The sequence below is a fragment of the Lactiplantibacillus sp. 30.2.29 genome (assembly GCF_018991255.1).
GTDB classification, from domain to species: domain Bacteria; phylum Bacillota; class Bacilli; order Lactobacillales; family Lactobacillaceae; genus Lactiplantibacillus; species Lactiplantibacillus pentosus.
In genome coordinates, this window is sequence record NZ_JAGYGU010000019.1 from 34730 (window position 1) to 58975 (window position 24246).

The following is a 24246-nucleotide window of genomic DNA, read 5'->3' on the forward strand; positions in this document are numbered from 1 at the left end:
CCATTGACCAGAATGCCTGGAAGCCGGCGTGGGACGATGATACCACTGCACGTTTACGCTAATTCGCACCTTTTCCAGCGGGTTTCAGCTGGTAGCTTTTGAACCTAGAAATTGGCATGATTTAATCAGTATTCATGCAAAATTAACTAGCGCAATGTGCCAACAGTCCTATTTCTGCTGCAAAAGATTCTGTACGACCAGAACAATGCCTTTATTTCAAGGTTGCCATATCAATGACATACCGGTAATGGACCTTACTATCAAGAATGTTCTGATACGCGTCAGCGACATCATCAATCCTAATCATTTCAATTTGGGGTTTAATATGATTTTTAGCTGCAAAATCAAGCATTTCTTGGGTTAACGCAATTCCACCAACGTTGGATGCCGTAATATTGGCCTGGTTACCAAACATCGAGAACAAGTTGAAATGGATCTCATCACTTGGAATGCCGACGTAACAAAGCGTCCCATTAAATTTCAATAATGGTAAATAGTCACCAATATTCAGATCAACGGCGACCGTATTCAAAATAAAATCATACTGTCCTGCCAACGGCGCAAAGTCCGCCGGATCACGTAAAATTTCGTAACTTGTCGCACCGAATTGTTGTGCTTCTTCTCTTTTACTTTCAGAATGCCCAAGTACGGTAACATCGGCACCCATTTTGGCTGCAAATTGAACGGCAATATGTCCTAATCCGCCTAAGCCAATAACGGCAACTTTGCTACCAGCCCCAATTTGGTACTGTTTCATCGGATTATAAGTCGTGATACCCGCACACAATAATGGCGCAGCGTCGGCCAATGACAGTTCGTCAGGAATATGCAAGACAAAGTGATCCTTTACAACGATTGCTTGTGAATAACCGCCTTGCGTAATGGTCCCATCATCGTCTTCTGAATCAAATACAATGACCGTCCCTTTTTCACAGAACTGTTCACGGCCGGCTCGACATGCCGCACACTTGCCACAGGAATTTACAAAGCAACCCACGCCAACGCGATCACCTGGCTTGAAGTCCTTAACGTCACTACCTACAGCAGTCACGATACCTGAAATCTCATGGCCAGGTACCATTGGAAAATGGGCGCCCTGCCATTGAACCATGCTCACATCACTGTGACAGATGCCACAATATTTAATCTCAATTGCGACATCATCTTGACGAAGATCACGTCGCTGAATGATAGTCTGCTCAAAAGCCGAAAAGTCTCCCTTTGTTCTGGCTTGTAATGCTTTAACTGGTTGTGTCATATTTAATATCCTTTCTTTTAGAAAAAATTCAATTCTAATCTAGAGATTTAGCGCGACTGATTATTAGATTAGCCGACTTTTTGGATCTAATACCAAAGACTCTGCCAAGAGTACTTCACTGTATAAATCATAAATTTCATCACTCGGAATTTGGTGCGTCAATGCTAATGAGTGTAAATAACGGCGCTCTTCATTGAAAGCATGCATGAGGGCTCGTCGTTGGTCCACACTTTGTAAAACGTTGATTTTTTCTTGATGCTGACTCACACCGTGCCACTGTTTAAAAAACGACCGTAACGTGTTACTTCGAATCTGATCTTGTAAGTCGTACATCACCAGCGCCCGTACAGCCGGATCCAAGTCCATCTTCTTTACGCGCTCAATTCCGGACTTGACCATTTCATCCCGAATCTCACGTTGTCTACTTGGTCGGTTGCGCGCGTCAAAATCTACCGGTAACTTCAGATTGAACACGACTGTGGCGGTGACCATGCTTAAAATAATGACAACGACTTCAACTAAAATAACCTGATTATACAGATTAGTTGCTAGCGTCCCACGTAATGAAAAAGTCATGGCTAAAGTCACCGTAGCGTGAACACCACCTAAAGAAAATAGGCCAGCTGATCGCCAAGAATGGTCACCAACTTTGTATTTTGCGTAAAGCAATCGACAAACTAATAATCCAAGATACACGGTTACGCCGATCATCAGCCACTGCCAATTATTGTTATGAATAAAATATTGGCTCGTAAAAATGCGTTCAAGATTTAGGCCCAGAATGACAAAGACCATGCCGTTCAAGATGCTAGTCAAAAAGTTGACCAAATTCAATCCCAAATGCATTTGGCGCGGTGACGAGAACCGACTGCGATTAGCCTCACTATTATTAACTAATCCCGCAATGACGACCGCAATAATTCCTGAAACACCAATTGCTTCCGCCAAAATATAAATGATGATGGGGGTAAGCAAATAGACTAAATTTTGTGCGTAAATTGCGTTGATGCTCGTCCGTAATAGCCATTGGCGAATCACCATAAACAGTAACGCAATCATAAAGCCAATTAACGCCCCGCCACCTGCAGCGTATAATAGGGTGCCCGCATTTTGCAGAAAATTAAAGTGTCCAGTTTGCCACCAGATGATGCCCGCCTGTAATAAAACTAACCCAGTCGCATCATTAAACAGCGATTCTAGTGTTAACTGTTCGTGGCTGCTTCGTGGAAATGCTCGTCCGCCAATAACTGATTCTAGTGCAGTTGCGTCGGTAGGCGTACTGATTGCGACCATGATCAACGCTAAGGGGAATGTCATGTTGAACAAGTTTGGTAAAATCATTGTGATGACGACCGCTGAAATAATCGCCAGGATACCCGCGGTCCCGATAATTTGCTTCAACCGTTGCTGTACTTGAAGAATTTGGGTGCGTTGTCCTTCAAAGAAAAGTAGTGGTGCCAAGATAACGATCATAAAAAACTCATTATCAAATTCAGGGATATACCGGCTAGTCATGGGCCAAGCAGCCAGTATGATACCAAACAGTAAATTAAAATACGTACTAGAAATTCGTGGTAATAGTCGCGCAATCAATTCACTAACTGCAACTGCGACTAACACAACAAACAACGCGATAAACATTGACATAACTCTAACCACCTAATCTAATTGTTCAAGCGAACTTTGATCTGAGTGTGCATACTGTCAATCAAATTCACATGATTAAAATGGCGATAAGTTTGATTTCAATTCAGTACGCGGTATTTTACTTGCTTTAGGGCCAGCTTGTCGCAGCCTAGTAGACTGGTCGAGTTTCTCCCTGAGTGTCAGCGTCTGCGATACCAACACTATCATTACTGAGATAAGCTGGATCAGAAATGATTTTCACAATGACGTCCGCCATGCTTTGCCGTGAACCAGATACACCAATGTAGGTCTCGTTGCGGTGTGTCAGCTGATATTTGATCTCATGACGGTCATTTAACCATGGAAATCGTAACGTTGTATACGTGATGCCAGACTGTGCTAATAATTTATCCGCATTAATTGCAGCTGCAAGGCCATCCTTGACCATTTGGTAATTCCAACGGCCAAATTCACCAAGAACTTCATTGTATAAGCCGAGTAAACTTGACTCAATAATACGATTAACACCCTGATTTTTGGCGGCTTTAATGACATTATTCGTAATACGGTTATTTGCCGTATGATCCACCATGGCAATGTACACGATGTCTTGCCCTGCCATCGCGCGCTTAACCGCATCAAAATCTGTGATATCGCCATCAACTAGCGTCACACGGGGATTAGTAGCTAAGTCGTTCAATCGCTGACTATTTCGTAAAAATAAAGTCAGCTGAACATCTGACTGTTCATTTAAAACACGCTTTTCTACGATTTTGGCAATTTGCCCATTTGCGCCTAAAATTAAAACTTTTTTCATTATTTGACCTTCCTTCCATGTGCTTAATATCCGAGACGATTCAACCATTTTTCAATTTTTGCATGGGAATACTTAACGTCACTACCCTGAATTGAAAGACCCTTTTTAAACGTCGCTTGTGGATACTGTTTTCGCAGCATCGTTAGTGAATCCGACCAGCCTGAACCCGCGTTAGTTGAGAATGGGATGATTATTTTACCGTTCAATTGTGCGGAGGCCATAAAGGTATGCAAAATCATTGGTAAATGGGCATCCCAAATTGGATAACCTAGAAAAATGGTGTCATATTTTTTAAAATTAGGTAACTTATTTTTAATTTTCGGACGTGCATTTTCATTCTGTTCCCTAGTCGCCCGCTTCACGGTTGCTTGGTAATTATACGGATAGGCTTGTTTTGGAACAATCCGATATTGTTTCGCACCAGTTTGCTGCGTGATAAGATTGGCAATTTGGTTCGTATCGCCAACCTTTAAATCGCGATTCGGATAATTTTGACCCGCACGGGAAAAGAACACAACAATTGTTCGGTTTGCTTGACTTGTCTGTTTCCGAGGATGCTGCGCTACTTTGTCCACACGATCCGTTTGATTGTGATCATTTTGAAGTTGATAAACGCGGACCCCGATAAAAAATAACGCTGCTAAAACAATCAAACCGGCAATGACACTTTTCTTATTTTTCAATCCAACCTGCCCCTTCACCTAAAAATCATCCGCATGGCTGTGGCTTACTTTGCGAGTTGATTGTAAGCTTCATCACTGACGGCTTCCAGCCACTCATTACTCGTATTTTTACCAGGGACTTCAATTGCAATGTGGCTAAACCAGCTATTCGCCTTAGCGCCATGCCAATGCTTCACATTAGCAGGGATAATCACTTTGTCCCCAGGTTTGAGACTTTGTGCGGGTTGCCCTGCTTCCTGATACCAGCCTTCACCGGCAACACACAGCAGAATCTGTCCACCACCCTCAGTGGCATGATGAATATGCCAATTATTGCGACATCCCGGTTCAAAAGTGACGTTAGCAATGAAAAGCGTCGACTTTCCGGGCTCAGTGATTGGGTTTAAAAAGGACCGCCCAGAAAAGTATTGCGCAAAAGCAGTGTTGGCTTCTCCACGACCATAAATGTTTGCGATATTAAATTCAGTTTCATCCATCTCTCACAACCTCCTAAAAATGATTGGTTAGTGTTGTACTTTGTTATACTTGATCACCTTAGCTGGGACACCCACTGCAACCGCATTGTCAGGAATATCCTTTGTAACAACGGCGCCCGTACCGATGATGGCATTTTCACCAATCGTTACACCGGGGGCAACGTTGACGCGAGCGCCAAGCCACGCGTTCTTTTTAATATGAATTTCTTTGGTCGTAACGTTCCGAATATCAGCCGGATCATGATTGACCGTAAACAAACCCACTCCGGGCCCCATCATGACACCATCATCAATGGTAATGGTGCCCAACGACATCATCGTCAAATTATGATTGGCGTAAACATTCTGCCCAAGATGGACCTGATTGCCACAGTCAATAAACATTGGTGGTGTAAAAAACGTCCCGTCGTGTATCTGGCCATGTAATAATTTATTTTCTAATTCCACAAGCCGCTCTCGATCACTAGGCATCGTCGCATTGATTTCATGACAAAGGTCATTACAGCGGTCAATTTCGCCATGAACTTCTTTTTGGTATTGCGAATTACCAATATTAATCATTTGACCAGCTCTTAAATCATCAAAAATACTCATAGTTTATAATCTCCAATTACTCAGCTTATAAAGTCGCTGTCATCATGCTGCCAATCACAATCAGCCCAAGGCCAACCAGCGTATATCTCAGTTCGCGATGACTTTTGCCTTCATGTAAAAGCAACATTGCACCCAGCGTCGAAACGACGACGTTTAACTGCGTAATCACAAAAGCAGTCGCGACACCTGCTGATTGTGCAGCAAAAATATAAGCCAATGATGAAATACCAAAGACAATTCCGATGAACCCATTTTGCCAGGTCTCTTTTTGACCTAAAGCGGCGCCCTTAGTTCTAACTAGCGCATATATTAGTGAACCGACGAAGATTCCTAACATTTCCGGGAAAAACAACTGAATTCCAGCTGCATGAATCATCTTCGGTAATGCACCATAGGCCCAATAGCCAATGGTAGTCGGAACTAAGATCGACAGCCCATATCCAATTGACGTCGCGCCTTGACCTTTGTGATCAGTAATTGCGGTAAGCGCCACACCAATAATCACCAGCAAAATTGCAACTGCGCCAATGAGTTTGGCAGTGTTTCCTGGCCATTCGCCGAAAGCCAAAACGCCAATCAATGACGTTCCGATAATTTGTAGCCCAGTCGAAATTGGCATTGTCCGGGTCACACCAAGATGTGTAAATGAAATATACTGACCAACTTGACCCAATGACCATAAGAAGCCGGCGCCAAAGCTGAGCCAAAAAGCAGTCCCAGAGACGCTCCCGTTGATTAGCCAAATAATTAGACCAATCAGTAAGGCGCCCAATCCCGTCCCAACAATCTGGTTAGCGGGCGTGCCGCCAACTTTCCGTGCAATTAAAGGTTGAATTCCCCAGCCAATTGCGGGGATCAACGCTAATAAAATTCCCATAACTTTTCACACCCTTCACACCTAAATTATTCTCTCAATCTCCAGTTAACGTTGAATCACTCATAAGACACTCGTGATACGCTGAAGCACACAGCCATGTCTGCCAACTTCTAAAAATCAGATTTAACCTTGACCATCTTTGAAAGCGGGGTATAGGGTCATCCCACCATCAATAAAGAGGGTAATCCCCGTAACATAACTCGATTCGTTAGAGGCCAACCAAGCAGCACCAGCAGCAACTTCTTCCGGATCACCAATTCGATCCATCGGAACCATTTTTACGGTCTGATCATATTGCGCCTTGTCGGCAAATTTTTGCGCGTTAATTGGTGTATTGATTGCACCGGGTCCAATCGCATTGACCCGAATATTATCCTTTGCATATTCCATAGCGATAGTTTGGGTAAAAAGTTTAACGCTGCCCTTAGCTGCCGCATAGCTCGCAAAAGTTGGCCAAGGAATCCGTTCATGAACAGAAGACATATTAATAATATTGCCCGCCTTACCGTGCTTCTTAAAATAGGCCAAAGCAATTCGTGAACCCAAGAACACACCGGTTTGATCAATTGCTGTCACTTTATTCCAAGCATCTAAGCTTAACCCATGGGTCGGTGATTTAATCTCCATCCCCGCATTATTGATCCAGACATCCAAATCACCAAAATTCTCAACCGCAGCATCTAATAAAGACTGCACCCCTAGCTCAGTACTAATATCAGCTTGAACTGCAACAGCATGACCGCCTTTATTTTCAACGCTTGCTACCGCTGATTCAGCACCAGCTGGATCACTGTTATAGTTAATCACAACGTTCATGCCCTCTTGGCCAAACCTTTCAGCGATGGCATGACCAATTCCTTTAGAACCACCAGTAATGACAGCTGTTTTACCTTTTAAATCTTCATACATCGTTTTAAATCTCCTTTTCTAACTTCACTTGTTTTTGATTTAATTTACAAGTGATATCTTACAAGCAAAATGATAATCGACCAATTCCAAAAACGTCGTCTTTTCATAAGTTTTACTTATCAATCATAAAAATGGCCGTACACTCCTATGCTAGAAAGTTAGAATCATCGTTGATAGACCTGGCGACGCGATTGTTACTGATTTTCAGCCCACATTAAAAGCCTTACCGAGTCCGTCTTTAAACGGCTCGGTAAGGCTTTGAAGCATCATGTCTGTTCCAGTCACTCGGTGATAGGTGACACTAGGATTCGTCTGAAAACTACTTAAGCAAGATACAAATCGAAGCAGCGTAGACCGTAGTCAGAAAAACAGTGAAGTGAACCCCCTTAGTTTGGAGTTACTCCAACTAAGGGGGTTCACTTTACGACATGTTTCACCAGTTTTCTATAAAATCGTGGTTAGAGCCATGGTGGCAAAATTTGTTAAATCACTCGAATCAAATCGAATTGACGGCAGGTTGCCACTGTACGTTTGGAGGGCGGCGTTGATTAATGGCTGCCACCGCAAATCTAGGTGGGCTAATCCCCATTGACCACCCCCACTTTTTGACAGAATCAGTCCCGACCGTTGGTAAGCTAAAACCCGACATAAATTTAATGTCACGTACACCGGATCAACTGTTATATCGGTCTGAGCATCGGCAATATCAAAAACTAAAGCCTGCCAGTAAACAGCAGGTGGAATTGGACTAAACACTTCCGCAATGGCCGGCCCGGTTAAGACTTGACCATAGTGATTCATAATTGTTAAGTGGGCTGCTAGGTCGGGATCAGTCCCATGCATCGTTTGTATATACTGATTTGGTGATTGAACGTAATCTTGATAATGGTATTTTGAAAAATGAAAATCAAAGGGAATTGGCGTTTGAAACGGTCGCAACGCCGATTGGACCATAACGTGAAATTCTAACCCTTTTTTGGGTGCTAATGGCCATAGTTTGTGCAAAGTAACGCTCATCAACTCCCGTTTGTTCGTGGCAGTCAACGCGTGACGCACCACGACAACGTAATCCAAATCACTAACATCCTCATTATAGGAACCGAGTACGTATGAACCGTGTAAATAGATTCCGACTAAATTGGGACCTAATAGCTGGGTGTAACTAGTTACTAAAGTAGTTAAAAGCTGCTGCGTTCGTTGCACATGACCGTCTCCTTCCATTTTGTTGATTACGCCATATTTCTGCATAACAATAGGATACTATTAATTAAATCAACGCAAATCCAATTTTTAGTTGAACTCTTAAAAACTATCAACAGTATCAAGAATGGTCAACATAAGACTCTAAATAAATAGGATTGACTCAAGACGATACGCAAATATCTCTTCATTTCAGAATTCTATCCACCAAATACACGTCTCAATTAACTGAAGCAATATTTTGTGCAATACAACTACCGACTCATCTCATACCTAGTAAAAACTTCTTTCCATGCAATCATTGTTAGCAATAGCCAGGTTAGCATCGAAACCCCAACCGGCAGCCAAATCGCCACCATAAAACCCATTTGTACTGTAACATGCGTGCGCCATGCCAGTAGTAACAAGACCCTGTACAAGGTAGTATTAGTCACCAACGCCACTATTAAAAAGGGTATCGTTTGGAAACAGCATTCCCAGCTCCGTTCCTGTAACAGCATTCGAAAGCTAAATCCTAATTGCTTTAATTGTTGGATGTTTTTCGTTTGTTGTCGGCCACTTAGCATCGCGACAGAAATAACATTGGCAATCACTAACAATCCTGGTGCCCCCACATAAACAATGAACGAAACGATGACGTTTTTGAGATCTTGACCACCAGTTCCACCAAATCCGTAAAGTAACACTATTAGTCCGTAAATTAAGGATTGTAACGCCAATATTGGGACACTAATATTAGCTCCCTTTATCGCCTGGCAACTAGCTACTTTGAATAAGCCAGTTGGTATTAGTTTCATAATTTTTTTAGAAATATACCTTAGTAATTGTTTGCCAATCTGGATTTGAACCAGAATCAGCCAGAATAACAACACAAGAAAGACACCACCATTATTTTCTTGCGTACTAGTTACCATCACTTGGTAATTCGCTATACCCAGTCCAACTAACGATATGACGAATGCAAGCAAATTGACAATCCGTCGATGGCGTCTCCACAACAATCGTTTCGTGTTGATTAAGCCAGATAAAACCGCAATTCCAGTTACAATTAAGCACGTTACCAACCCAATCTTGACGGATATTTCAAACGCTACGCTCGGAAACCACCTGTGATCAATGTAAAACTGCAAAAGCTCATATAACGGATTTATACTTAATATTGACAATCCGTAACCGGCCCAACTGCTCAAGAAAGCTGTCAATCCCATCTGTATTGCAATTAAAAGCGCTAGTTGGTTACGATTAGCACCCAAAATAACCCATAATTGGTATTCATCAGCAAGCTCACGCATAACCAGCCGAATGACTTCACTCAAGACAAATAGTAACGTCATTCCACCAAAAACTAAAGGCATAGCAAACAATGGTAATGGATCGATATGCGAGGCAAACGTCACATGCTTTAGCGTATCAATTCCTGTCAAACAAAACCCAATCAGCCATCCCGCAATGATAAAAATAAAACTACCCGTCATCCAAGATTTCCAAGAATATTGAAACTGATGAGCACTCAATAACAGCATGGTTGTCACCCCCGTATTGTATCCATCTGGGCAAAGAGCTGATCAACTGACGGGTGCTTAACCTCAGAAATAATACGCCCGTCATTTAAAATTAGTGCACGATCTGTATGCGCTGCCTGTTCAACATCATGGGTCACCATGATGATACAGACACCTTGCTCAGCTAGTGCTCTTAACTGCTGAAATATCACTTGTCGAGAGATTAAATCGAGCGCACCGGTTGGTTCATCCGCAAAAATCACTTGCGCATGCATCACTAAAGTTCGAGCAATAGCGACTTTTTGTTGTTCCCCACCCGATAGTTGGTTAGGAAATTGATTTAAATCAGCCTTAAAGTTCAGCCCATTTAATAACGTCTTAACTTCGGATTTACTTATTCGTTGATGATTCAAACGTAAAGGTAATACTACATTATCTAAAACATTTAACGCTGGTAATAAATTATATGATTGAAAAATCGTACTAATCACCGTTCGCCTCAATTGCGCCAACTTTCCTGCAGATAAGCGTTGAATGCATTGTCCATCAATGTAAACTTCACCAGACGATGGCATCATCAATCCCGATAGACAATTTAGTAAAGTTGTTTTTCCAGAGCCAGAAGGACCAATAATACTGAGAAATTCACCGGGCCGAGCACAAATTGTTGTTTCGTGCAAGATTTCTACACTATGACTTGCAAGCTGAATTTGCTTACTAATCTTCTTCGCAATGATCATGTCTGACCTCCTTTGGCACAACCTCATACACAATTGAATTCACATTATATCGATAATAGGCTCTTAGGATACGCCCCATATAGCAAGCAATCTTCCAAGCAATTGGCATAGTTGCTAGCGATACTAACAACATGCAACAGCTAATTATTAATCGTCCGACACTAAAGATATGCACACCAATAATAAACTGCCAAATCACTACGATTGGTGCTACTAAACCAGCTCCCAACATAGCCCATAACGCCAATAAAACTGTCAACAATGTAGCTGCAATCAGCCAAAACAAGATGAAGTTAACTAAAACACTACCAACAAACGCGAAAAAGTTAAACCGGCGCATAATAACTTGGTCCTCACCGAAAAAATAAGCTGTCGGTACATCAAATAGTTCACTCAAATCCTGAACAGCCTTCACTGGTAACGTATGCTTTCCATTTTCCCACCTAGCAACAGTCTGCTGCGTGACAAATAACTTTTCCGCAACTTGATTTTGTGTTAACTTCAGTTCTAATCGCTTACTTTTAATTCGGTGTCCAATTGAATCTCCCATTAGGCTTCCCCCCTGACTAATTTCATTTACCCACTTTATGCGTTGAATAGCTAACAATTTATTTGATAGGTTCCCCAACACCATTGATGTAGCGGTATTTCAAAGTGATATCAACACTAATTCCAATTCAAGCGCAGAATTTACTTCTAAGTTAAAGCCTAGACAATTTCAAATCAATTAAGTTAGTTACTTAGCAACCACCTTTACGAAGTTGGTCTGAAACCGCTCTTCCCCATAACTCTCACTAGATTCCTTGAATCCTAACTTATGACAGATATTAAGAAGTTGTTCAGGCGATACACAAAGCCGCTTTTGAGAACAACAAATGAGAATACTCTTACATACCGAATAATTAATCTGATATATGCCTATTTTACGTGCAAAAGTAATTGTTCGTTGTAACAACTGCGAATGAAATTTTTCTAGTTCAATAGGTGACGTGTCCATTCGATTATTAACAACGTCAAAACTGGTTAGCCATAAGTTCAGGTAGTCCACTGGTATCTATTCGAAAGTTACCATCAAGATATATCCGCCGATTTTGGGCATACATAGTAGTGACGTTCATTGACTCCTTTCGAGAATACACTTGATAGTGTAGCTGAATGCCAATATCCCGCATTTCATGACTTAATATTTCTAAATTTTCTTGCGTAAAGCCACGTGGATTATCGTTAAAATATGTACTCATATTTGGAGCCCACGAAATCAGTTTTTCATATGAGACACCCAGAAGCCTCTGGAGTTTGTGAACCGTGATTTCTTGCATATTATAATGTGTATTAGCTGCAATTTTATAAATCGCAGATCGTGATATTCCACTCCTGACAGCATAATCAACGAAAGTCTTTATTGAAATATGTCTTTCGTCTAATATTTCTTTTAAATGATTCGTAATGATTTCATTATCTTGTATTTCTACCATTGTTAACACCCTCTTGAGGCTACAATATCAACCCCCTGCCATGTTTTCAATACTTCAACCCCAATCTACTGTAAAAGATTACGCTGAAGCTTTATTTCCTTTCACAAAGCATATTCGCGAATATAGTAAAGGTATACACCAATATCTTCTGTGTTCTCATTTCAGATATGGTGCACTTGATTTGACGATTCGTGTATAAAGACGGCTAATCATAAAGTTACTATTATTTTCTACATACTAAATGCTCAATGCAAAGGCAAAAAGTTTACGATGCGCAAAAAGTAGTAATTTTACCCCTTGCTGCATATTAAAAGCCTTACCGAGTCGTCTTTAAACGGCTCAGTAAGGCTTTGAAATATCATGTCTGTTCCAGTCACTCGGTGATACTAGTGAGTTCACTCTATTTGGGCTACCAACCGAACAACACCAGTTAACGCTCGGTTATCCCCAAACTAAATTGTGCTTGATGATCCGATTTATCTTTTCAATTTTATGTTGCATCGCATCATCATTCGGTGCATCAAATTGAACCATCGCGATGTAATCAGTGGATTCATCCATCTCATCGTATTCCCGACCAATCTCAAAGTGAGTCTCGATATGCTGGACTTCTGGGCGTAATGGCGCAACATTAAACTTCACCAAGCGCCCATTTTGCGGTAAGACTGTTAGGAAGCCGGCCTCCGTCATCGGTGGTTGCGGGCTTAACTGATAATTGAATCCCGCTTGCAACTTATAAGCAGCCTCATTCATGACTAACCCGTATTTATGCTGAATTGCATTCGTAATCATCAAGCCACCAGTGCGACTCCCCATTTCAACGAAAAAGGCACGTTGGGTGGCATCTAAAATAAATTCCAGATGGACAGTACCATAATCAAGTTGCGGTGCCCGGAGTAACTGTTGTGCAGCGTCCTTTAAAGTTTTAAACGCTGACGAATCTTCAGAAATGGTGAAATCCGCAAACGTGCGCGCTTTTTGATTCAAAGTCGTACTGTCGCCACAGTCATTGAGGTACTGTGAGACGGAGACAAACTGCAGTTGACCTTGATTAATAATGCCGTCAACATGATACAAATCGCCTTGAATAAATTGCTCCAAGTCCATTTCGCCGTAAGTGCCCAACGCCTGAGTGACGTTACGAGTGGTCGCTTCATCGAGCGTGTTCAGCACCTGCACATCTTTGGAACCCGCCTGCTGACTGGGTTTCAAAATGGTTGGTGTGCCAAATTCAGCGACGAATGCCTGGACCTCATCCAGCGTCGTGACCCGTGCAAAGCGTGGCACATTCAGTCCTTTAAGCTGTGCGAACTGTTTCATGGTTATTTTGTCACGATACAAGGTGCCACTAAAATAGTCTTGCCCGGGAATGTGAAGCAGGCTGCGAATTTTCGCAACACGCAAAATATCGAACTCCGATAGCGTAATCAAGCGATCAAATGGCTGTTCCTGATGCAGTCGGGCGACGAGCGCTGTTAATTTGAGGTCATTATCATAGTCTGCAAACACGATCACCTTTTTCAAATTAGTGCGGTCAGCCGCCGCTACGGGATAACGTGAAATTAGGGTCACATCCGCCCCCTGAGGCGTCCATTGATTAAATGGCGCACAAACTAACGGGACCCGGTTAATAATACCAACTCTCATTATGCTAATCCGCCTTCTTTTCCGTCACGATTTTAAACGTCGCAAGTAACTCGTGCCGTAAGTCTTCTAAGCGGAAGAAATCGGAATCACTAATAATGACGTATCCCAAGCGTTTTTCCGAATCGCTAAAGACCGGCACTGAATCCCCGACTGACACGGCTAACTGATGTGGATACGGGTCCAGCGCAGCTTCGTGTTCAATGTTCACAACGACGCCTGGTTGCGCATCAAAATAAGTTTGACTCGCAAAATTACGGGTAGTCGCGTTAAATGAGACGGATTGTCCAGCTAATAATTGACAGTATTTCCATAGAAAATCGTCCCCATACGCCGCAGTGATCAAGTCCACAATTCGATCTCCAGGCCGACGCCCCGCGCATTCCACTAAGTAGGGCTGGTTGTCAGCGGTAACGAGCCATTCAGCGTGTAAAACGGCGGTGTCTATCTCGGCTGCATTCACCAAACAATCCATCATTTGATAAATAGCTTGTCGTAACTGACCGTTGACGATGGCCGGCACAAGATGTCCGGATTCCACAAAAAAGTCGTTATGAAATTTGAATTTCTTAGTCAGATTCTGAAAAATAACGTGGCCGGATTGCACCACGTACTCGCATGAATATTCGGCACCCGTAATCATTTCCTCAGCCATCAAGGCGACTGGTTCATCGGCGTCTTCAGCAATTTGCTGGCAAAATGCAAATTCTGATGCCAACTGAGCTTCATCGGTGATCTTAACGACACCCAATGAACCGGCCAGCATCGTTGGTTTCAAAATCATTGCGCCATGCGCCTTGAAGAAGGTTTGAAGTTGTTCAATGGAAGTCACTTGTTGATACGCAGGTTGATTAATCGGCAAATCCTGACAAAAAGAACGCAACGCCAGCTTATTTCGAAACAGTTTTGCCCCCAGATCACCAATTCTAGGCCGCTGCATTGCGGCCGCCAACTGATTGGCCAAAGTCACGGTACGTTCAAATACCGGAATGATGGCATCAACCGACCTGCCATTCAATTGCGCGACAAGCTGGTCAATCTGTGGTTCATTCTGATAGGCAATTTCAACATAATGTGCCGCTTGGATTTCTGCAGGCATCGAAATTTCGCTTAAGTTGCTTTGTTCGTCAACAATCAGGAGGTTGCTTTGTGGACTCACCTGATGGATTTTCCGCGCAATCACCACACTCTTACCCACTAACACATAATTCATCGCGCTACCTCCCATTAATTTTGAGCTGTTTAAACTTGGCACCCTGAGCAACAATGACTAGCACCACCGTCACACCAATCAAGACCATCCCTAATAGCAACAGGCCTTGCAACACTGAATAATCGATGGCCTTTGAAAACAGTGGAATCAAAACGATGGTCGATAGTGAGACCAAAATATCCCGAAAACTAGAAATTTTACCATGAATCTTGGTCTCAAGGTTAAGTTGCAAACTAGTTTGGAAAAAGGTGATCGACGTCCCATTGAATAACCCAATGAGCCACATCATCGCCATCGTGAGCCACACGCTACTGGTCTGGGATAAAATAATAAACCCGATGCCTTGTACGAATAGCCCCAGCCAAATCAGAACGTTGAAATTCCAGCGTTGACTTAATCTACCGACAATCAGAAATGACAGCATTGAACCGACCGCAAAAAAGCCATCCATCATGCCCATCCACGCAACGTTATGTAAAACTTTGGTGCTATATTTGATTTCCATCAGGTTGACAACGTTCACCGCGAGATAATCGAAGATGGTAAAAATTAGGACGACTAGAATAACCCAGTTCCGCTTCAGGAAGCCGATAAACACGATCCAGTCTTTAATAAGATTATCGTTCGCCGTTTGGACGGTCGCCTCGACATCGTTAGCAATCACAACTTCAATCCGGGCGGTACAGCAGGCCGAAATGAAGAAAGTAATCATATTAATCAGTAACGCGCTCTCATACCAACTATAGTAGATAAACGGTGTGGCGAGTGCGACACCAATCAACTGCCCACCTTGATTCAAGGAGCTCCTGATCGCATTCAGGGATGACAATTCAAGCGAGCCACGTTTGATTTCAGCAACATTTTTAAAATTGGCCGCTCGGAAAAATGGCAGTGCTAAGTTAATGAGAATCATGGTCGTCAATAGTGCCGCCAACCGGAATCTGGTGTTGATCAACAGCAAACTGATTAAGACAGCGGCGCCTTGCACAATGTCCGCAATCATTGAAATTTTCTTCGCGCTCAGTTGGTCCGCAATGTGACCGGCGATGAGGTTAAAGGAACTGGCAATCACATTTTGAATAATAATGATCAACCCAATCATCGCAACGGAATTAGTCTGATCATAAATGATTTTACTGGTAATCAGGGTAAAGATCCCGTTGCCAATATTATTGATGAATGTTCCCGATAAATAATAAAACACACTTTTGTTTAGGTACTTCGCAAAAATATTATGCATGACTCACCCACTTTAAACGACGAAAGCCTTTTTTAGAAAATCACCAGCCCAACTCAGCTTATATTAATCTATTTTTAACTACAAACTAATCATTTTTTTATGTAGCTATCGTACCTCGCCCGATTTTCTTTGTCAAATGGCGCCGGGGGTTACCTTACGTCAGTTACTTAGCCGTACTTGTCTGATTCAATGTGAGTATTTAATTGGTGCCGTGGGGGCTTTACTTTGATTATTAATGGGGTAGTATCACTTATTGTTTGGGGCTATTGCTGTAACTAAAAAGGCGCATCATTCATCGTTCAACTGAATAATGCGCCAACAATTTATCTATTCAAAATCTGAGTATCCCTGTGGGTGCTTCTGCGTCCAAAGCCATGAGGACCGAATAATTTCATGAACATCATCATAACGTGGTGTCCATTTTAATACATCCCGGGCCTTACTGCTGGCCGCAACTAATGTATCTGGATCCCCTGCCCGCCGCGGACCAATTTTAGCAGGAATTTCGCGTCCAGTAACCTCACGTGCAGCTTCTAAAATTTGCCGATTAGAAAAGCCAGTTGAAGAACCGAGATTAAAGGCCGTACTGTCGTTTCCTTCATTCAAATAATTCAACGCCAACATATGTGCATCCGCCAAATCAATGACATGAACATAGTCACGTACATTGGTTCCGTCAGCCGTGTCGTAATCATCGCCAAAAATTTGTAATTCTGGGCGCGTCCCCTGTGCGACTTGCATAATAATTGGAACCAGATGAGTCTCAGGGCCATGGTCTTCTCCAATACTGCCATCTAATTTGGCACCAGCAACATTGAAGTAGCGCAATGCAACAAATTTAATGCCATAGGCGATATCAGCCCAATGCATAATTTCTTCCATCATGAGCTTGCTTGCCCCATAAGGATTAATCGGCTTTTGAACATCACTCTCGGCCACCGGGATACGCTCAGGTGTCCCATATGTTGAAGCGGTTGAAGAGAATACAATTCGCTTAACACCATGCGCTTGCATGACTTCCAGCAACGTGATCATACCAACCGTGTTATTGTTAAAATACTTTAACGGTTTGACCATCGACTCTGGAACAACTGAAAAAGCTGCAAAGTGGATTACACCAGTGATGTCTTCTTCATCAAATACATTGTCCAGGAACGCTTTATCCCGTACATCGCCGCGATAAAAGGTTGCATCTGGATGAACTGCTTCCTGATGTCCTGTCACAAGATTGTCAATAACAACAACCTTGTTCCCCTTTTCCACTAAATAATCAACAGTGTGAGAGCCGATATATCCGGCGCCACCTAACACTAAAATTGCCATTTTTTCTCCCCCAAATTGTCAAAAAATTCTGTCAGTTCACACGGAACTTCTGCACTTACACGTCATTCAGCACTGTACTAACTAAGACCGGTTGCTTTCCTCGTAGCGGCTGTGGGTTGTTTATTTCCATGCCGAATTCTCGCCTCTCCTCGGTGTGCAGAATCGTTTGGCCTTCGTCATTTTCTTTATGACACGATAACTTTATCGGAAACAAGTAGCCCTTGTCAACAATTTAGAAGCCCTGTCACATCAACGTTTTAACAACATTTTTTATATATTCATGAAAAAATTATCAAGTAAATATGTCATCCTGAGGAGATTGTCACGTACTTTTCCCGATGAACTATGGAACGTGCCTGATTGTCTGAGAGCCACTTTTGCTTTCCATATCAAAACAGCAAGTAGAGTAAACCAATGACTTTAACTGGTCAGAGCAGCTCGATAGCAACATGAATATAAGATGATGATGCAACTTCCACCATCTGTAAAGGCTGTCAGCGGATGTTTTAGGATTTTGCCATTTTATAACTCTTGCACATAAGAATGTTAAATTCCCGCTTTTCATGAATGCTCAAAAAAGATAAATAAATATTAAAATGCACTCAGGACTTATAAAATGCGGGCTTCGCAATCGCTATGGCAAGCTCCAAATAACCGATTACATAGACATCATTCTTATATTTACCACGCATTTTCTGAAATAGAATTCACATTTAATTACTGCTCAAATCTAACAACCGAACGCTTAACAAACGACAGGTTACAGGGAATCAGCTATCGAAACGACTGTGCAAAAAAAGCACTTCATAAGACAGCGAAGTGCTTCAAAAAACAGTCAACAGGTTGGCTTTAAATAGCCCTTGATTCCAATTGTTCTCGTCACCCATGACAACGAAATATGTGGCCACTTCATCAACGACGTGCTGGAAACTAAGGTAATTACCTTTAAATCCTTGCTTCCGGAACAAGCCAATAATTCGAATCATTTCACTTGTGTTACTTCTGTTGCTTTTTCAGTCAAAACAATGAATAAGTGTTTAAGGGATTACTGCTCTATTCAACATGGCAGTCGTTTCTATCACTTAAGTTTGAAATTAGTGCTGCTATGGATTCAGCATCTGGGGGGCATATTATGGCTTGGGGGACGGGTGCTAATTCGGGTTTACTAGTAACCCAAACTGCTTGCCGGGCACAACCTAACATGGTTCGATCATTTTCATCATTGCCAAAAGCAATATAGTGTTCAAAGCCAATATCAGCCAAAGCGTGGGCCTTATTAATTCCTTGGGCAGTGATGTCCAAGCTTCCTTCACCACTATGTTCAATGACGACTAGATCTAGTGTTATTAATAATCGCTTGATTCTTGCGCGCAGTACTGGAGCTAGATTTAATAAAATAACTTTAACCGGATCATTTAAAGAAGCTAATGGTTGGCGTTGGGCTAACCGTTGAGGATCAAGTTGACGTAAAATTGGATTGTCAGTAGAAACTTGACTGGCATAATTCCACGTGCCATCCATAACATAATCTAAGTGGTGAATTTCTATGAGCTGCTTCAATTGTTGAACAGCAGCGGGTGGTAATGGTTGGAGAACGGATAACTTTTCTGATACCCGGGTCATAACACCATTACCACCAATTAAGGGCTGATGCTCAAATTCTGGGATAATGGGAAGTAAGTCGCGAATTGGTCGAGCAGACGCAAAGACAACTTTATGGTGCGCTCGAATTAAGTAGGTTAGTGCCTGTGTAATGGGTAGGGCGATAGTCCGACCATCAAAACTTAACGTACCATCGATATCAAAAACAAAATTCATGATTAACTCCTTAAATTAAGTGAATGTTCAACAATCTCATCTTTTGCGGGAATAGACAAAGATAATTATACGAATAATGCTGTTAAAAGGCTAGCTCTAATTTTGGTGATGAAGTAAAGGCCAATTTAATAACAGAAAAGACACAACAACCAGACTCGGTCATTGTGTCTCCAGAAACTTATTATTTTGAACTTACGACATGGTCTTCATCCAGCATGTACTGAAACGCAATTTCACCAGTCAACAAGTCAATCTTAAATAACCCTTGATTACCGTTATTTTCATCACCCATCACAACGAAGTACGATGCGCCTTCGTCAGCGACATGTTGAAAACTCAGATAGTTTCCTTTGAAACCTTGCTTCCGGAACTGACTGATAATCCGAACCATTTCACGTTGTGTTACTTCACTTGTTGCTTCACTCATTTTTCCACTTAACCCCGCAATCAATTTCTCTTCTTTACTAACAAACTTGTTGATAACTTCTATGCCGTAAAAGTTATGCACTGTGGATAATTTAATTAACCACAATTTTCATCTTTTTCACCGCTTATCCCCAGATAATGATTAACTTACCCACAAATAAGCGGTGTTATTAACAATTATTCTTATTCTCTTTTTAATCTCTATTTTGCCGTGTCACTTGTTGGCTTATTGCCAGCGACCACGTAACTATCAGTTAGCGGGGTCGCCCACCAACCGTTAAATCCCAAACTCATTGACTGGGTGATTTGCAAGCCAGCGTCTTGAAAGACCTGACCGTACTCGTTGATATTGCGACCCGTATCAATGATCATCAGATGACCACCCGGTTTTAGAACCCGAATGGCTTCCTTGACAGCATTGATCCGAGCTTGTTCATTCTTAATATTATGGATGGCAAAGCTGGACGTTACCACATCAAAGCTCGCGTTTGGAAAGTCTAGTTTAGCCATGTCCCCAGTCACCAAATCAACTCGATTGGCTAGGCCAAGGTCCTCCACGTTTTTTTGCGTCACGGCCATCTTATTATGTGATTGGTCCCGCGACAACCACAAATCCAAGCCCGTTACTTTCCCGGCTGGGCCTAACCGCTGTGCAATCCGAGTCAATAGTGCTCCCCGACCACAGCCTAAATCTAAGACCTGACTGTCCGGTTTTAGATTTAAGCGGTGCATCGCCTCATCAAACAACCGGTACTTCCCTTGTGCCGTGGTATGCAAAAAAATCAACGCACCCAACAATAATATAATTCCTAGCGTCATTTCAATGCCAATCGGATAGTTCAACCGATTTACGTAGGCATGCAACAGTAGTCCCACACCAAAAACGGTATAGATCAGTAGTGCAAACGGCGCATCGACCCCGTACCTTTTAATATTCATCCAGCTTTGTCCCCCTTTAAATCCCCAAACCTTCAAGCAATACGCCACCATCATTGATCATAATTGATTTTATCTAAATATATAAGGCCGGTTACTTTCTGAAACAAAAAGTTTAGTTTTCAATTCAGCACTCAGCGTCCATTTGCCACCAACTGCCAACCCCATCACACGTTATCCGACCTCAGCGCCCAAAAAAGCACTCCCCTGAGACAGCGGAGTGCTCCAAAATCAGTAAATAACTATTTAAATTATTTGCCTAACTTTTCCTTGCCAAGAACCTTTAACTTTTCATCAAAGTCATAGACAACTGGTTCACCAGTAGCCATTTCAAGGTTCATGATATCATCATCACTGATTTGTTCGATATACTTGCTCAAAGCACGTAATGAGTTACCGTGGGCAGCAATGATTACATTCTTGCCATCTAATAACTTAGGTGCGATTTGGTCTTCCCAGAAAGGCATAACGCGTTCCAAGGTAACCTTCAAGTTTTCACCACCAGGGACGATGTTAGGGTCTAAGTCAGCGTAACGACGATCGTTAACAGCTGAACCTTCATCATCGGCACTCAATAATGGAGGTAAAACATCGTATGAACGACGCCAGATATGAACTTGGTCATCACCGTATTTTTCAGCGGTTTCCTTCTTGTTCAATCCTTGTAATGCACCATAATGACGTTCGTTTAAACGCCAAGTCTTGGTTTCAGGAATCCAAAGTTGGTCGGATTCTTCAAGAACATAGTGCAAAGTCTTGATGGCACGAGTCAAAACTGAAGTGAAGGCGTAATCGAATTGTAAGCCTGCTTCTTTAACTTTTTGACCAGCAGCCTTAGCTTCTTCAACACCCTTTTCGCTTAAATCAACGTCAACCCAACCAGTAAATTGGTTAGATAAGTTCCATTCACTTTGACCGTGACGAATCAATACTAATTTTGCCATAGCAGTTAATGACCTCTTTCTTAAGTTATTTACTCACCCTATTTTACACTGAAAAAGCGAAAAATCAAAACAATATCAGTGCTTATTTTCAGAATCCGGGTGGAAAGTAATCGTTTTTTTCAGATTAATATTGGGGCGCGGCCGGTGAACCGGTTTCACACCGATAATATCTAAAATAAAGTTAAAAATCGGCACACCGACAATCAGTCCCCAGACTCCGAATAAGCGTTCACTCACCAGTAAGACGACGAACGTGTAAAAAATCGGTAATTCCGTCCGACTCGACATGAATTTTGGATTCAACACGTAGGCTTCCAGCGCGTGCACCACGAGAATCATCAGTAACATGTAGACAACGTAGCGTAAACCGCCGACTGAATATGCAATCAGGCTCAGTGGGACGACTGAGATGATCACACCGGCGACCGGAATCAGGCTGAGAATAAAAATCATCAAACCTAAACTAATCAATTGCGGCATTTTCAAGATTGCCATGAACGCCACGGTAATCACTGTATTCACGATGGCAATCAGGAACTGTGCTTCCAAGACGACGCCAAAGCTGTTCACGAACTTTTTGGCGAAGAAATAGACATCCTGGAAGAACCAGCCAAACGTGCTCGTCAAAAAACGCTTTGTAAAGACCCGCATCTGGTGATCTTCAATTGTAAAGAAGAAGCTCAGAATAAAGGACAAGAAGAACGTCAATCCCATGTTACCGATATTGGTAATGTACTGGAAAACAACTGAGATTCCACCCTTCAGTTGTTTAAGTAAGTCAGATTCTTGGAAATACGACGTCACCCACGTCAACAATTGGTTCGTGTCATGTGACGGATTCTGATAGAAACGGTAGACCGATTCAAAGGTCAAAAAAGTCTGCTTGATCAATTGCGGCAAATAGATCGATACCGCAAAATAAATCCCCAATATCACGAGCGCATAGATGACGATCACGATCAGCGTCGGCGGTAGTTTGACCCATCGCCGAATGGCCCGAACGAGTCGCGTCACCAAAAAAGTAAAGATAAACGTTAATAGTATGATACTCATCATACTTGAAGCTAAGTACAGTGTTAACACAATCAGCGCTAATACGAATGCACGCCGCCAACGCACATTTCGAATTAGTTGCGACCAAAATTCCACAAAATCCACCCCTCTGCTATCCCATACGTCCATTTTAACGGAAAGCGGCCCTAATAAACATCAAAAGGCTGTAACGTTCCGATAAAAAACGCGTAAAGTTTATCACTAATCACTTGATAAACTTCACGCGTTCGTTTAAATGGACACTTGATTACTCATGAGAACTGCATTTTTAAGCTTTCCAAACCTAACGCTTGATGAATGATGACCGACGCGCCACCCAATAGCGCTGCGGATTGCACATTCTTCGTCGCAATGATTGGCACCTGCCGACTTGGTGACGTCAACTTCGCCGTGTTATCACGAATATCCGTCAATAGTTGTGGCAAGATTTCCAAGACCGTCGTGTTTAGGACGACCACGTCCGGCGCAAAGGCAGTGGAAACGTTGGCAATCACCTTGGACAGGTAGTAAACGAAGTCATCGAAGACTGCCGTCACTTCTTTATTATGATTGATATAATCATGCTTGACCGTCGTCAAATCGAGCCGGTCTACCTGTTTGATTTCCTTGAGCCGTGCCCACAAGGCCTTTTCAGACGCATAATCATTGTAGGAAGCCATATGATTCTCGACACGCCGGTCCTCTAATAGCGCGGTCCCGACTTCGCCAGCTTCACCCTCATGTCCAGAGTATAGCCGCGAGTCAGCCACGATACCCGCATGAATTTGGTCGCGAACGACGATGGAGACCACGTTGTCAAAGATTTCATTATCGTGGAAATCCCGTTCAAATACGGCCGTTAAGTTAGCTTTCTTTTCCAGTACCACTGGAATCCGTAATTTATCCCGCAAGTACTTCGCTAAATCAAAGTGGGTCAAGCCCTTGATTGGCGTCTTTAAAATCTTATTTTCATAGATAATGCCATCCAGCGCGATTGCAACCCCCATTAAGCCATGAATCGTGCCGTAGTCGTCAACATTCCGTAATTGATCTTCAATCAGGTCGATGACATCCGTTAACGTCATATCGCTGGTCTTGAAGCTTTGGAAGTGCAGGATTTTCCCGTTTAAACGGGAATACATCAATTTGATGGCGTCGGCCGACATATCAATACTTGCCACAAAGCCGTAATTGACGTTCAACTCGGCCATTACCGGCTTACGGCCACCGTTCTTCGTGCTGACCCCGCAACCAATCTCCTTAATGAACTGGGTGCGAAGTAATTGGTTATAAATGTCTGATACCGTTACCTTATTCAAACTCAGATTCCGTGAAATTTGGCTCCGGCTGATTGGTCCTTCGTTAATAACCTGCTGCAGAACTTGCTTCTCATTCGTACTGCGCATCACATGTTTATTAATAATCATACTGAATCTCGATGTCCACCGTTGACATCCGGATTACTTTGCCAAATCACGCTGATTGGGCCTGCCATTAATCCACTGGTCAACGG

The 24246-nt window shown here is 42.5% G+C and carries 24 protein-coding genes; all 24 read right to left on the reverse strand.

Annotated elements, in window-relative coordinates:
- Positions 1-211: 211 nt before the first annotated feature.
- Positions 212-1258 (reverse strand): NAD(P)-dependent alcohol dehydrogenase, encoded by a 1047-nt coding sequence (locus KGF65_RS11260; protein WP_105923512.1) that lies wholly within the window; start codon positions 1256-1258, stop codon positions 212-214.
- Between the two features lie 63 nt (positions 1259-1321).
- Entirely contained in the window at positions 1322-2905 is a 1584-nt protein-coding gene (locus KGF65_RS11265; RefSeq protein ID WP_050339820.1) for a sodium:proton antiporter, read from the reverse strand.
- A gap of 148 nt (positions 2906-3053) precedes the next feature.
- On the reverse strand, positions 3054-3701 hold the full coding sequence (locus KGF65_RS11270) for an NAD(P)H-binding protein (RefSeq protein ID WP_101872800.1): 648 nt from the start codon (positions 3699-3701) through the stop codon (positions 3054-3056).
- Between the two features lie 23 nt (positions 3702-3724).
- Positions 3725-4384, reverse strand: coding sequence for a flavodoxin (locus KGF65_RS11275; RefSeq protein ID WP_162937043.1), 660 nt, complete (start codon positions 4382-4384; stop codon positions 3725-3727).
- Between the two features lie 44 nt (positions 4385-4428).
- Positions 4429-4860, reverse strand: a complete 432-nt coding sequence (locus KGF65_RS11280) for a cupin domain-containing protein (protein WP_056952613.1) — start codon at positions 4858-4860, stop codon at positions 4429-4431.
- Between the two features lie 27 nt (positions 4861-4887).
- The gene (locus KGF65_RS11285; protein WP_101872798.1) at positions 4888-5454 is read right to left on the reverse strand and encodes a sugar O-acetyltransferase; all 567 of its coding nucleotides are present in this window, start codon (positions 5452-5454) and stop codon (positions 4888-4890) included.
- Positions 5455-5479: 25 nt separating this feature from the next.
- Entirely contained in the window at positions 5480-6331 is an 852-nt protein-coding gene (locus tag KGF65_RS11290) for a GRP family sugar transporter (protein WP_105923509.1), read from the reverse strand.
- 123 nt (positions 6332-6454) lie between these two features.
- Positions 6455-7240: a glucose-1-dehydrogenase gene (locus tag KGF65_RS11295; RefSeq protein WP_216748500.1), complete on the reverse strand. Its 786-nt coding sequence runs from the start codon at positions 7238-7240 to the stop codon at positions 6455-6457.
- Positions 7241-7684: 444 nt separating this feature from the next.
- Complete coding sequence (locus KGF65_RS11300; RefSeq protein ID WP_225083040.1) at positions 7685-8443, reverse strand: aminoglycoside adenylyltransferase domain-containing protein; 759 nt, start codon at positions 8441-8443, stop codon at positions 7685-7687.
- Positions 8444-8694: 251 nt separating this feature from the next.
- Positions 8695-9963 carry an FtsX-like permease family protein gene (locus KGF65_RS11305; RefSeq protein WP_101872797.1) on the reverse strand — a complete coding sequence of 423 codons (1269 nt, stop codon included), beginning with the start codon at positions 9961-9963 and terminating at the stop codon, positions 8695-8697.
- A 5-nt stretch (positions 9964-9968) separates the two neighbouring features.
- Positions 9969-10682, reverse strand: coding sequence for an ABC transporter ATP-binding protein (locus tag KGF65_RS11310; protein WP_101872796.1), 714 nt, complete (start codon positions 10680-10682; stop codon positions 9969-9971).
- The gene (locus KGF65_RS11315; protein WP_101872795.1) at positions 10660-11232 is read right to left on the reverse strand and encodes a helix-turn-helix transcriptional regulator; all 573 of its coding nucleotides are present in this window, start codon (positions 11230-11232) and stop codon (positions 10660-10662) included. The genes KGF65_RS11310 and KGF65_RS11315 overlap by 23 nt, the downstream gene beginning before the upstream one ends.
- A gap of 463 nt (positions 11233-11695) precedes the next feature.
- Positions 11696-12157, reverse strand: a complete 462-nt coding sequence (locus KGF65_RS11320) for a helix-turn-helix transcriptional regulator (RefSeq protein ID WP_216748499.1) — start codon at positions 12155-12157, stop codon at positions 11696-11698.
- Between the two features lie 441 nt (positions 12158-12598).
- Complete coding sequence (locus KGF65_RS11325; protein ID WP_216748498.1) at positions 12599-13804, reverse strand: acetyl-CoA carboxylase biotin carboxylase subunit family protein; 1206 nt, start codon at positions 13802-13804, stop codon at positions 12599-12601.
- A gap of 4 nt (positions 13805-13808) precedes the next feature.
- Entirely contained in the window at positions 13809-15014 is a 1206-nt protein-coding gene (locus KGF65_RS11330) for an ATP-grasp domain-containing protein (protein WP_181185312.1), read from the reverse strand.
- 4 nt (positions 15015-15018) lie between these two features.
- Positions 15019-16254: an MFS transporter gene (locus KGF65_RS11335; RefSeq protein WP_101872791.1), complete on the reverse strand. Its 1236-nt coding sequence runs from the start codon at positions 16252-16254 to the stop codon at positions 15019-15021.
- 327 nt (positions 16255-16581) lie between these two features.
- On the reverse strand, positions 16582-17577 hold the full coding sequence (galE, locus tag KGF65_RS11340; RefSeq protein ID WP_050339830.1) for a UDP-glucose 4-epimerase GalE: 996 nt from the start codon (positions 17575-17577) through the stop codon (positions 16582-16584).
- 824 nt (positions 17578-18401) lie between these two features.
- Positions 18402-18563: a hypothetical protein gene (locus tag KGF65_RS11345; protein ID WP_225083042.1), complete on the reverse strand. Its 162-nt coding sequence runs from the start codon at positions 18561-18563 to the stop codon at positions 18402-18404.
- Positions 18564-18630: 67 nt separating this feature from the next.
- The gene (locus KGF65_RS11350) at positions 18631-19395 is read right to left on the reverse strand and encodes an HAD family hydrolase (RefSeq protein WP_216748497.1); all 765 of its coding nucleotides are present in this window, start codon (positions 19393-19395) and stop codon (positions 18631-18633) included.
- A 181-nt stretch (positions 19396-19576) separates the two neighbouring features.
- Positions 19577-19822 carry a hypothetical protein gene (locus KGF65_RS11355; protein WP_031267586.1) on the reverse strand — a complete coding sequence of 82 codons (246 nt, stop codon included), beginning with the start codon at positions 19820-19822 and terminating at the stop codon, positions 19577-19579.
- Between the two features lie 200 nt (positions 19823-20022).
- Positions 20023-20760: a class I SAM-dependent methyltransferase gene (locus KGF65_RS11360; RefSeq protein WP_158296956.1), complete on the reverse strand. Its 738-nt coding sequence runs from the start codon at positions 20758-20760 to the stop codon at positions 20023-20025.
- A gap of 248 nt (positions 20761-21008) precedes the next feature.
- Positions 21009-21701, reverse strand: a complete 693-nt coding sequence (locus tag KGF65_RS11365; RefSeq protein WP_003639808.1) for a 2,3-diphosphoglycerate-dependent phosphoglycerate mutase — start codon at positions 21699-21701, stop codon at positions 21009-21011.
- 75 nt (positions 21702-21776) lie between these two features.
- Complete coding sequence (locus KGF65_RS11370; RefSeq protein ID WP_003639809.1) at positions 21777-22850, reverse strand: AI-2E family transporter; 1074 nt, start codon at positions 22848-22850, stop codon at positions 21777-21779.
- A gap of 155 nt (positions 22851-23005) precedes the next feature.
- Positions 23006-24160: an ROK family protein gene (locus KGF65_RS11375; protein ID WP_003639810.1), complete on the reverse strand. Its 1155-nt coding sequence runs from the start codon at positions 24158-24160 to the stop codon at positions 23006-23008.
- Positions 24161-24246: the final 86 nt, after the last annotated feature.

Excerpts from the sequence above, each read along its gene's own strand:
- KGF65_RS11260 (WP_105923512.1), bottom strand. The coding sequence starts at position 1,258 with ATGACACAACCAGTTAAAGCATTACAAGCCAGAACAAAGGGAGACTTT.
- KGF65_RS11265 (WP_050339820.1), bottom strand. The coding sequence starts at position 2,905 with ATGTCAATGTTTATCGCGTTGTTTGTTGTGTTAGTCGCAGTTGCAGTT.
- KGF65_RS11270 (WP_101872800.1), bottom strand. The coding sequence starts at position 3,701 with ATGAAAAAAGTTTTAATTTTAGGCGCAAATGGGCAAATTGCCAAAATC.
- KGF65_RS11280 (WP_056952613.1), bottom strand. The coding sequence starts at position 4,860 with ATGGATGAAACTGAATTTAATATCGCAAACATTTATGGTCGTGGAGAA.
- KGF65_RS11285 (WP_101872798.1), bottom strand. The coding sequence starts at position 5,454 with ATGAGTATTTTTGATGATTTAAGAGCTGGTCAAATGATTAATATTGGT.
- KGF65_RS11290 (WP_105923509.1), bottom strand. The coding sequence starts at position 6,331 with ATGGGAATTTTATTAGCGTTGATCCCCGCAATTGGCTGGGGAATTCAA.
- KGF65_RS11295 (WP_216748500.1), bottom strand. The coding sequence starts at position 7,240 with ATGTATGAAGATTTAAAAGGTAAAACAGCTGTCATTACTGGTGGTTCT.
- KGF65_RS11305 (WP_101872797.1), bottom strand. The coding sequence starts at position 9,963 with ATGCTGTTATTGAGTGCTCATCAGTTTCAATATTCTTGGAAATCTTGG.
- KGF65_RS11310 (WP_101872796.1), bottom strand. The coding sequence starts at position 10,682 with ATGATCATTGCGAAGAAGATTAGTAAGCAAATTCAGCTTGCAAGTCAT.
- KGF65_RS11315 (WP_101872795.1), bottom strand. The coding sequence starts at position 11,232 with ATGGGAGATTCAATTGGACACCGAATTAAAAGTAAGCGATTAGAACTG.
- KGF65_RS11320 (WP_216748499.1), bottom strand. The coding sequence starts at position 12,157 with ATGGTAGAAATACAAGATAATGAAATCATTACGAATCATTTAAAAGAA.
- KGF65_RS11325 (WP_216748498.1), bottom strand. The coding sequence starts at position 13,804 with ATGAGAGTTGGTATTATTAACCGGGTCCCGTTAGTTTGTGCGCCATTT.
- KGF65_RS11330 (WP_181185312.1), bottom strand. The coding sequence starts at position 15,014 with ATGAATTATGTGTTAGTGGGTAAGAGTGTGGTGATTGCGCGGAAAATC.
- KGF65_RS11335 (WP_101872791.1), bottom strand. The coding sequence starts at position 16,254 with ATGCATAATATTTTTGCGAAGTACCTAAACAAAAGTGTGTTTTATTAT.
- galE (WP_050339830.1), bottom strand. The coding sequence starts at position 17,577 with ATGGCAATTTTAGTGTTAGGTGGCGCCGGATATATCGGCTCTCACACT.
- KGF65_RS11345 (WP_225083042.1), bottom strand. The coding sequence starts at position 18,563 with ATGATTCGAATTATTGGCTTGTTCCGGAAGCAAGGATTTAAAGGTAAT.
- KGF65_RS11350 (WP_216748497.1), bottom strand. The coding sequence starts at position 19,395 with ATGAATTTTGTTTTTGATATCGATGGTACGTTAAGTTTTGATGGTCGG.
- KGF65_RS11355 (WP_031267586.1), bottom strand. The coding sequence starts at position 19,822 with ATGAGTGAAGCAACAAGTGAAGTAACACAACGTGAAATGGTTCGGATT.
- KGF65_RS11360 (WP_158296956.1), bottom strand. The coding sequence starts at position 20,760 with ATGAATATTAAAAGGTACGGGGTCGATGCGCCGTTTGCACTACTGATC.
- KGF65_RS11365 (WP_003639808.1), bottom strand. The coding sequence starts at position 21,701 with ATGGCAAAATTAGTATTGATTCGTCACGGTCAAAGTGAATGGAACTTA.
- KGF65_RS11375 (WP_003639810.1), bottom strand. The coding sequence starts at position 24,160 with ATGATTATTAATAAACATGTGATGCGCAGTACGAATGAGAAGCAAGTT.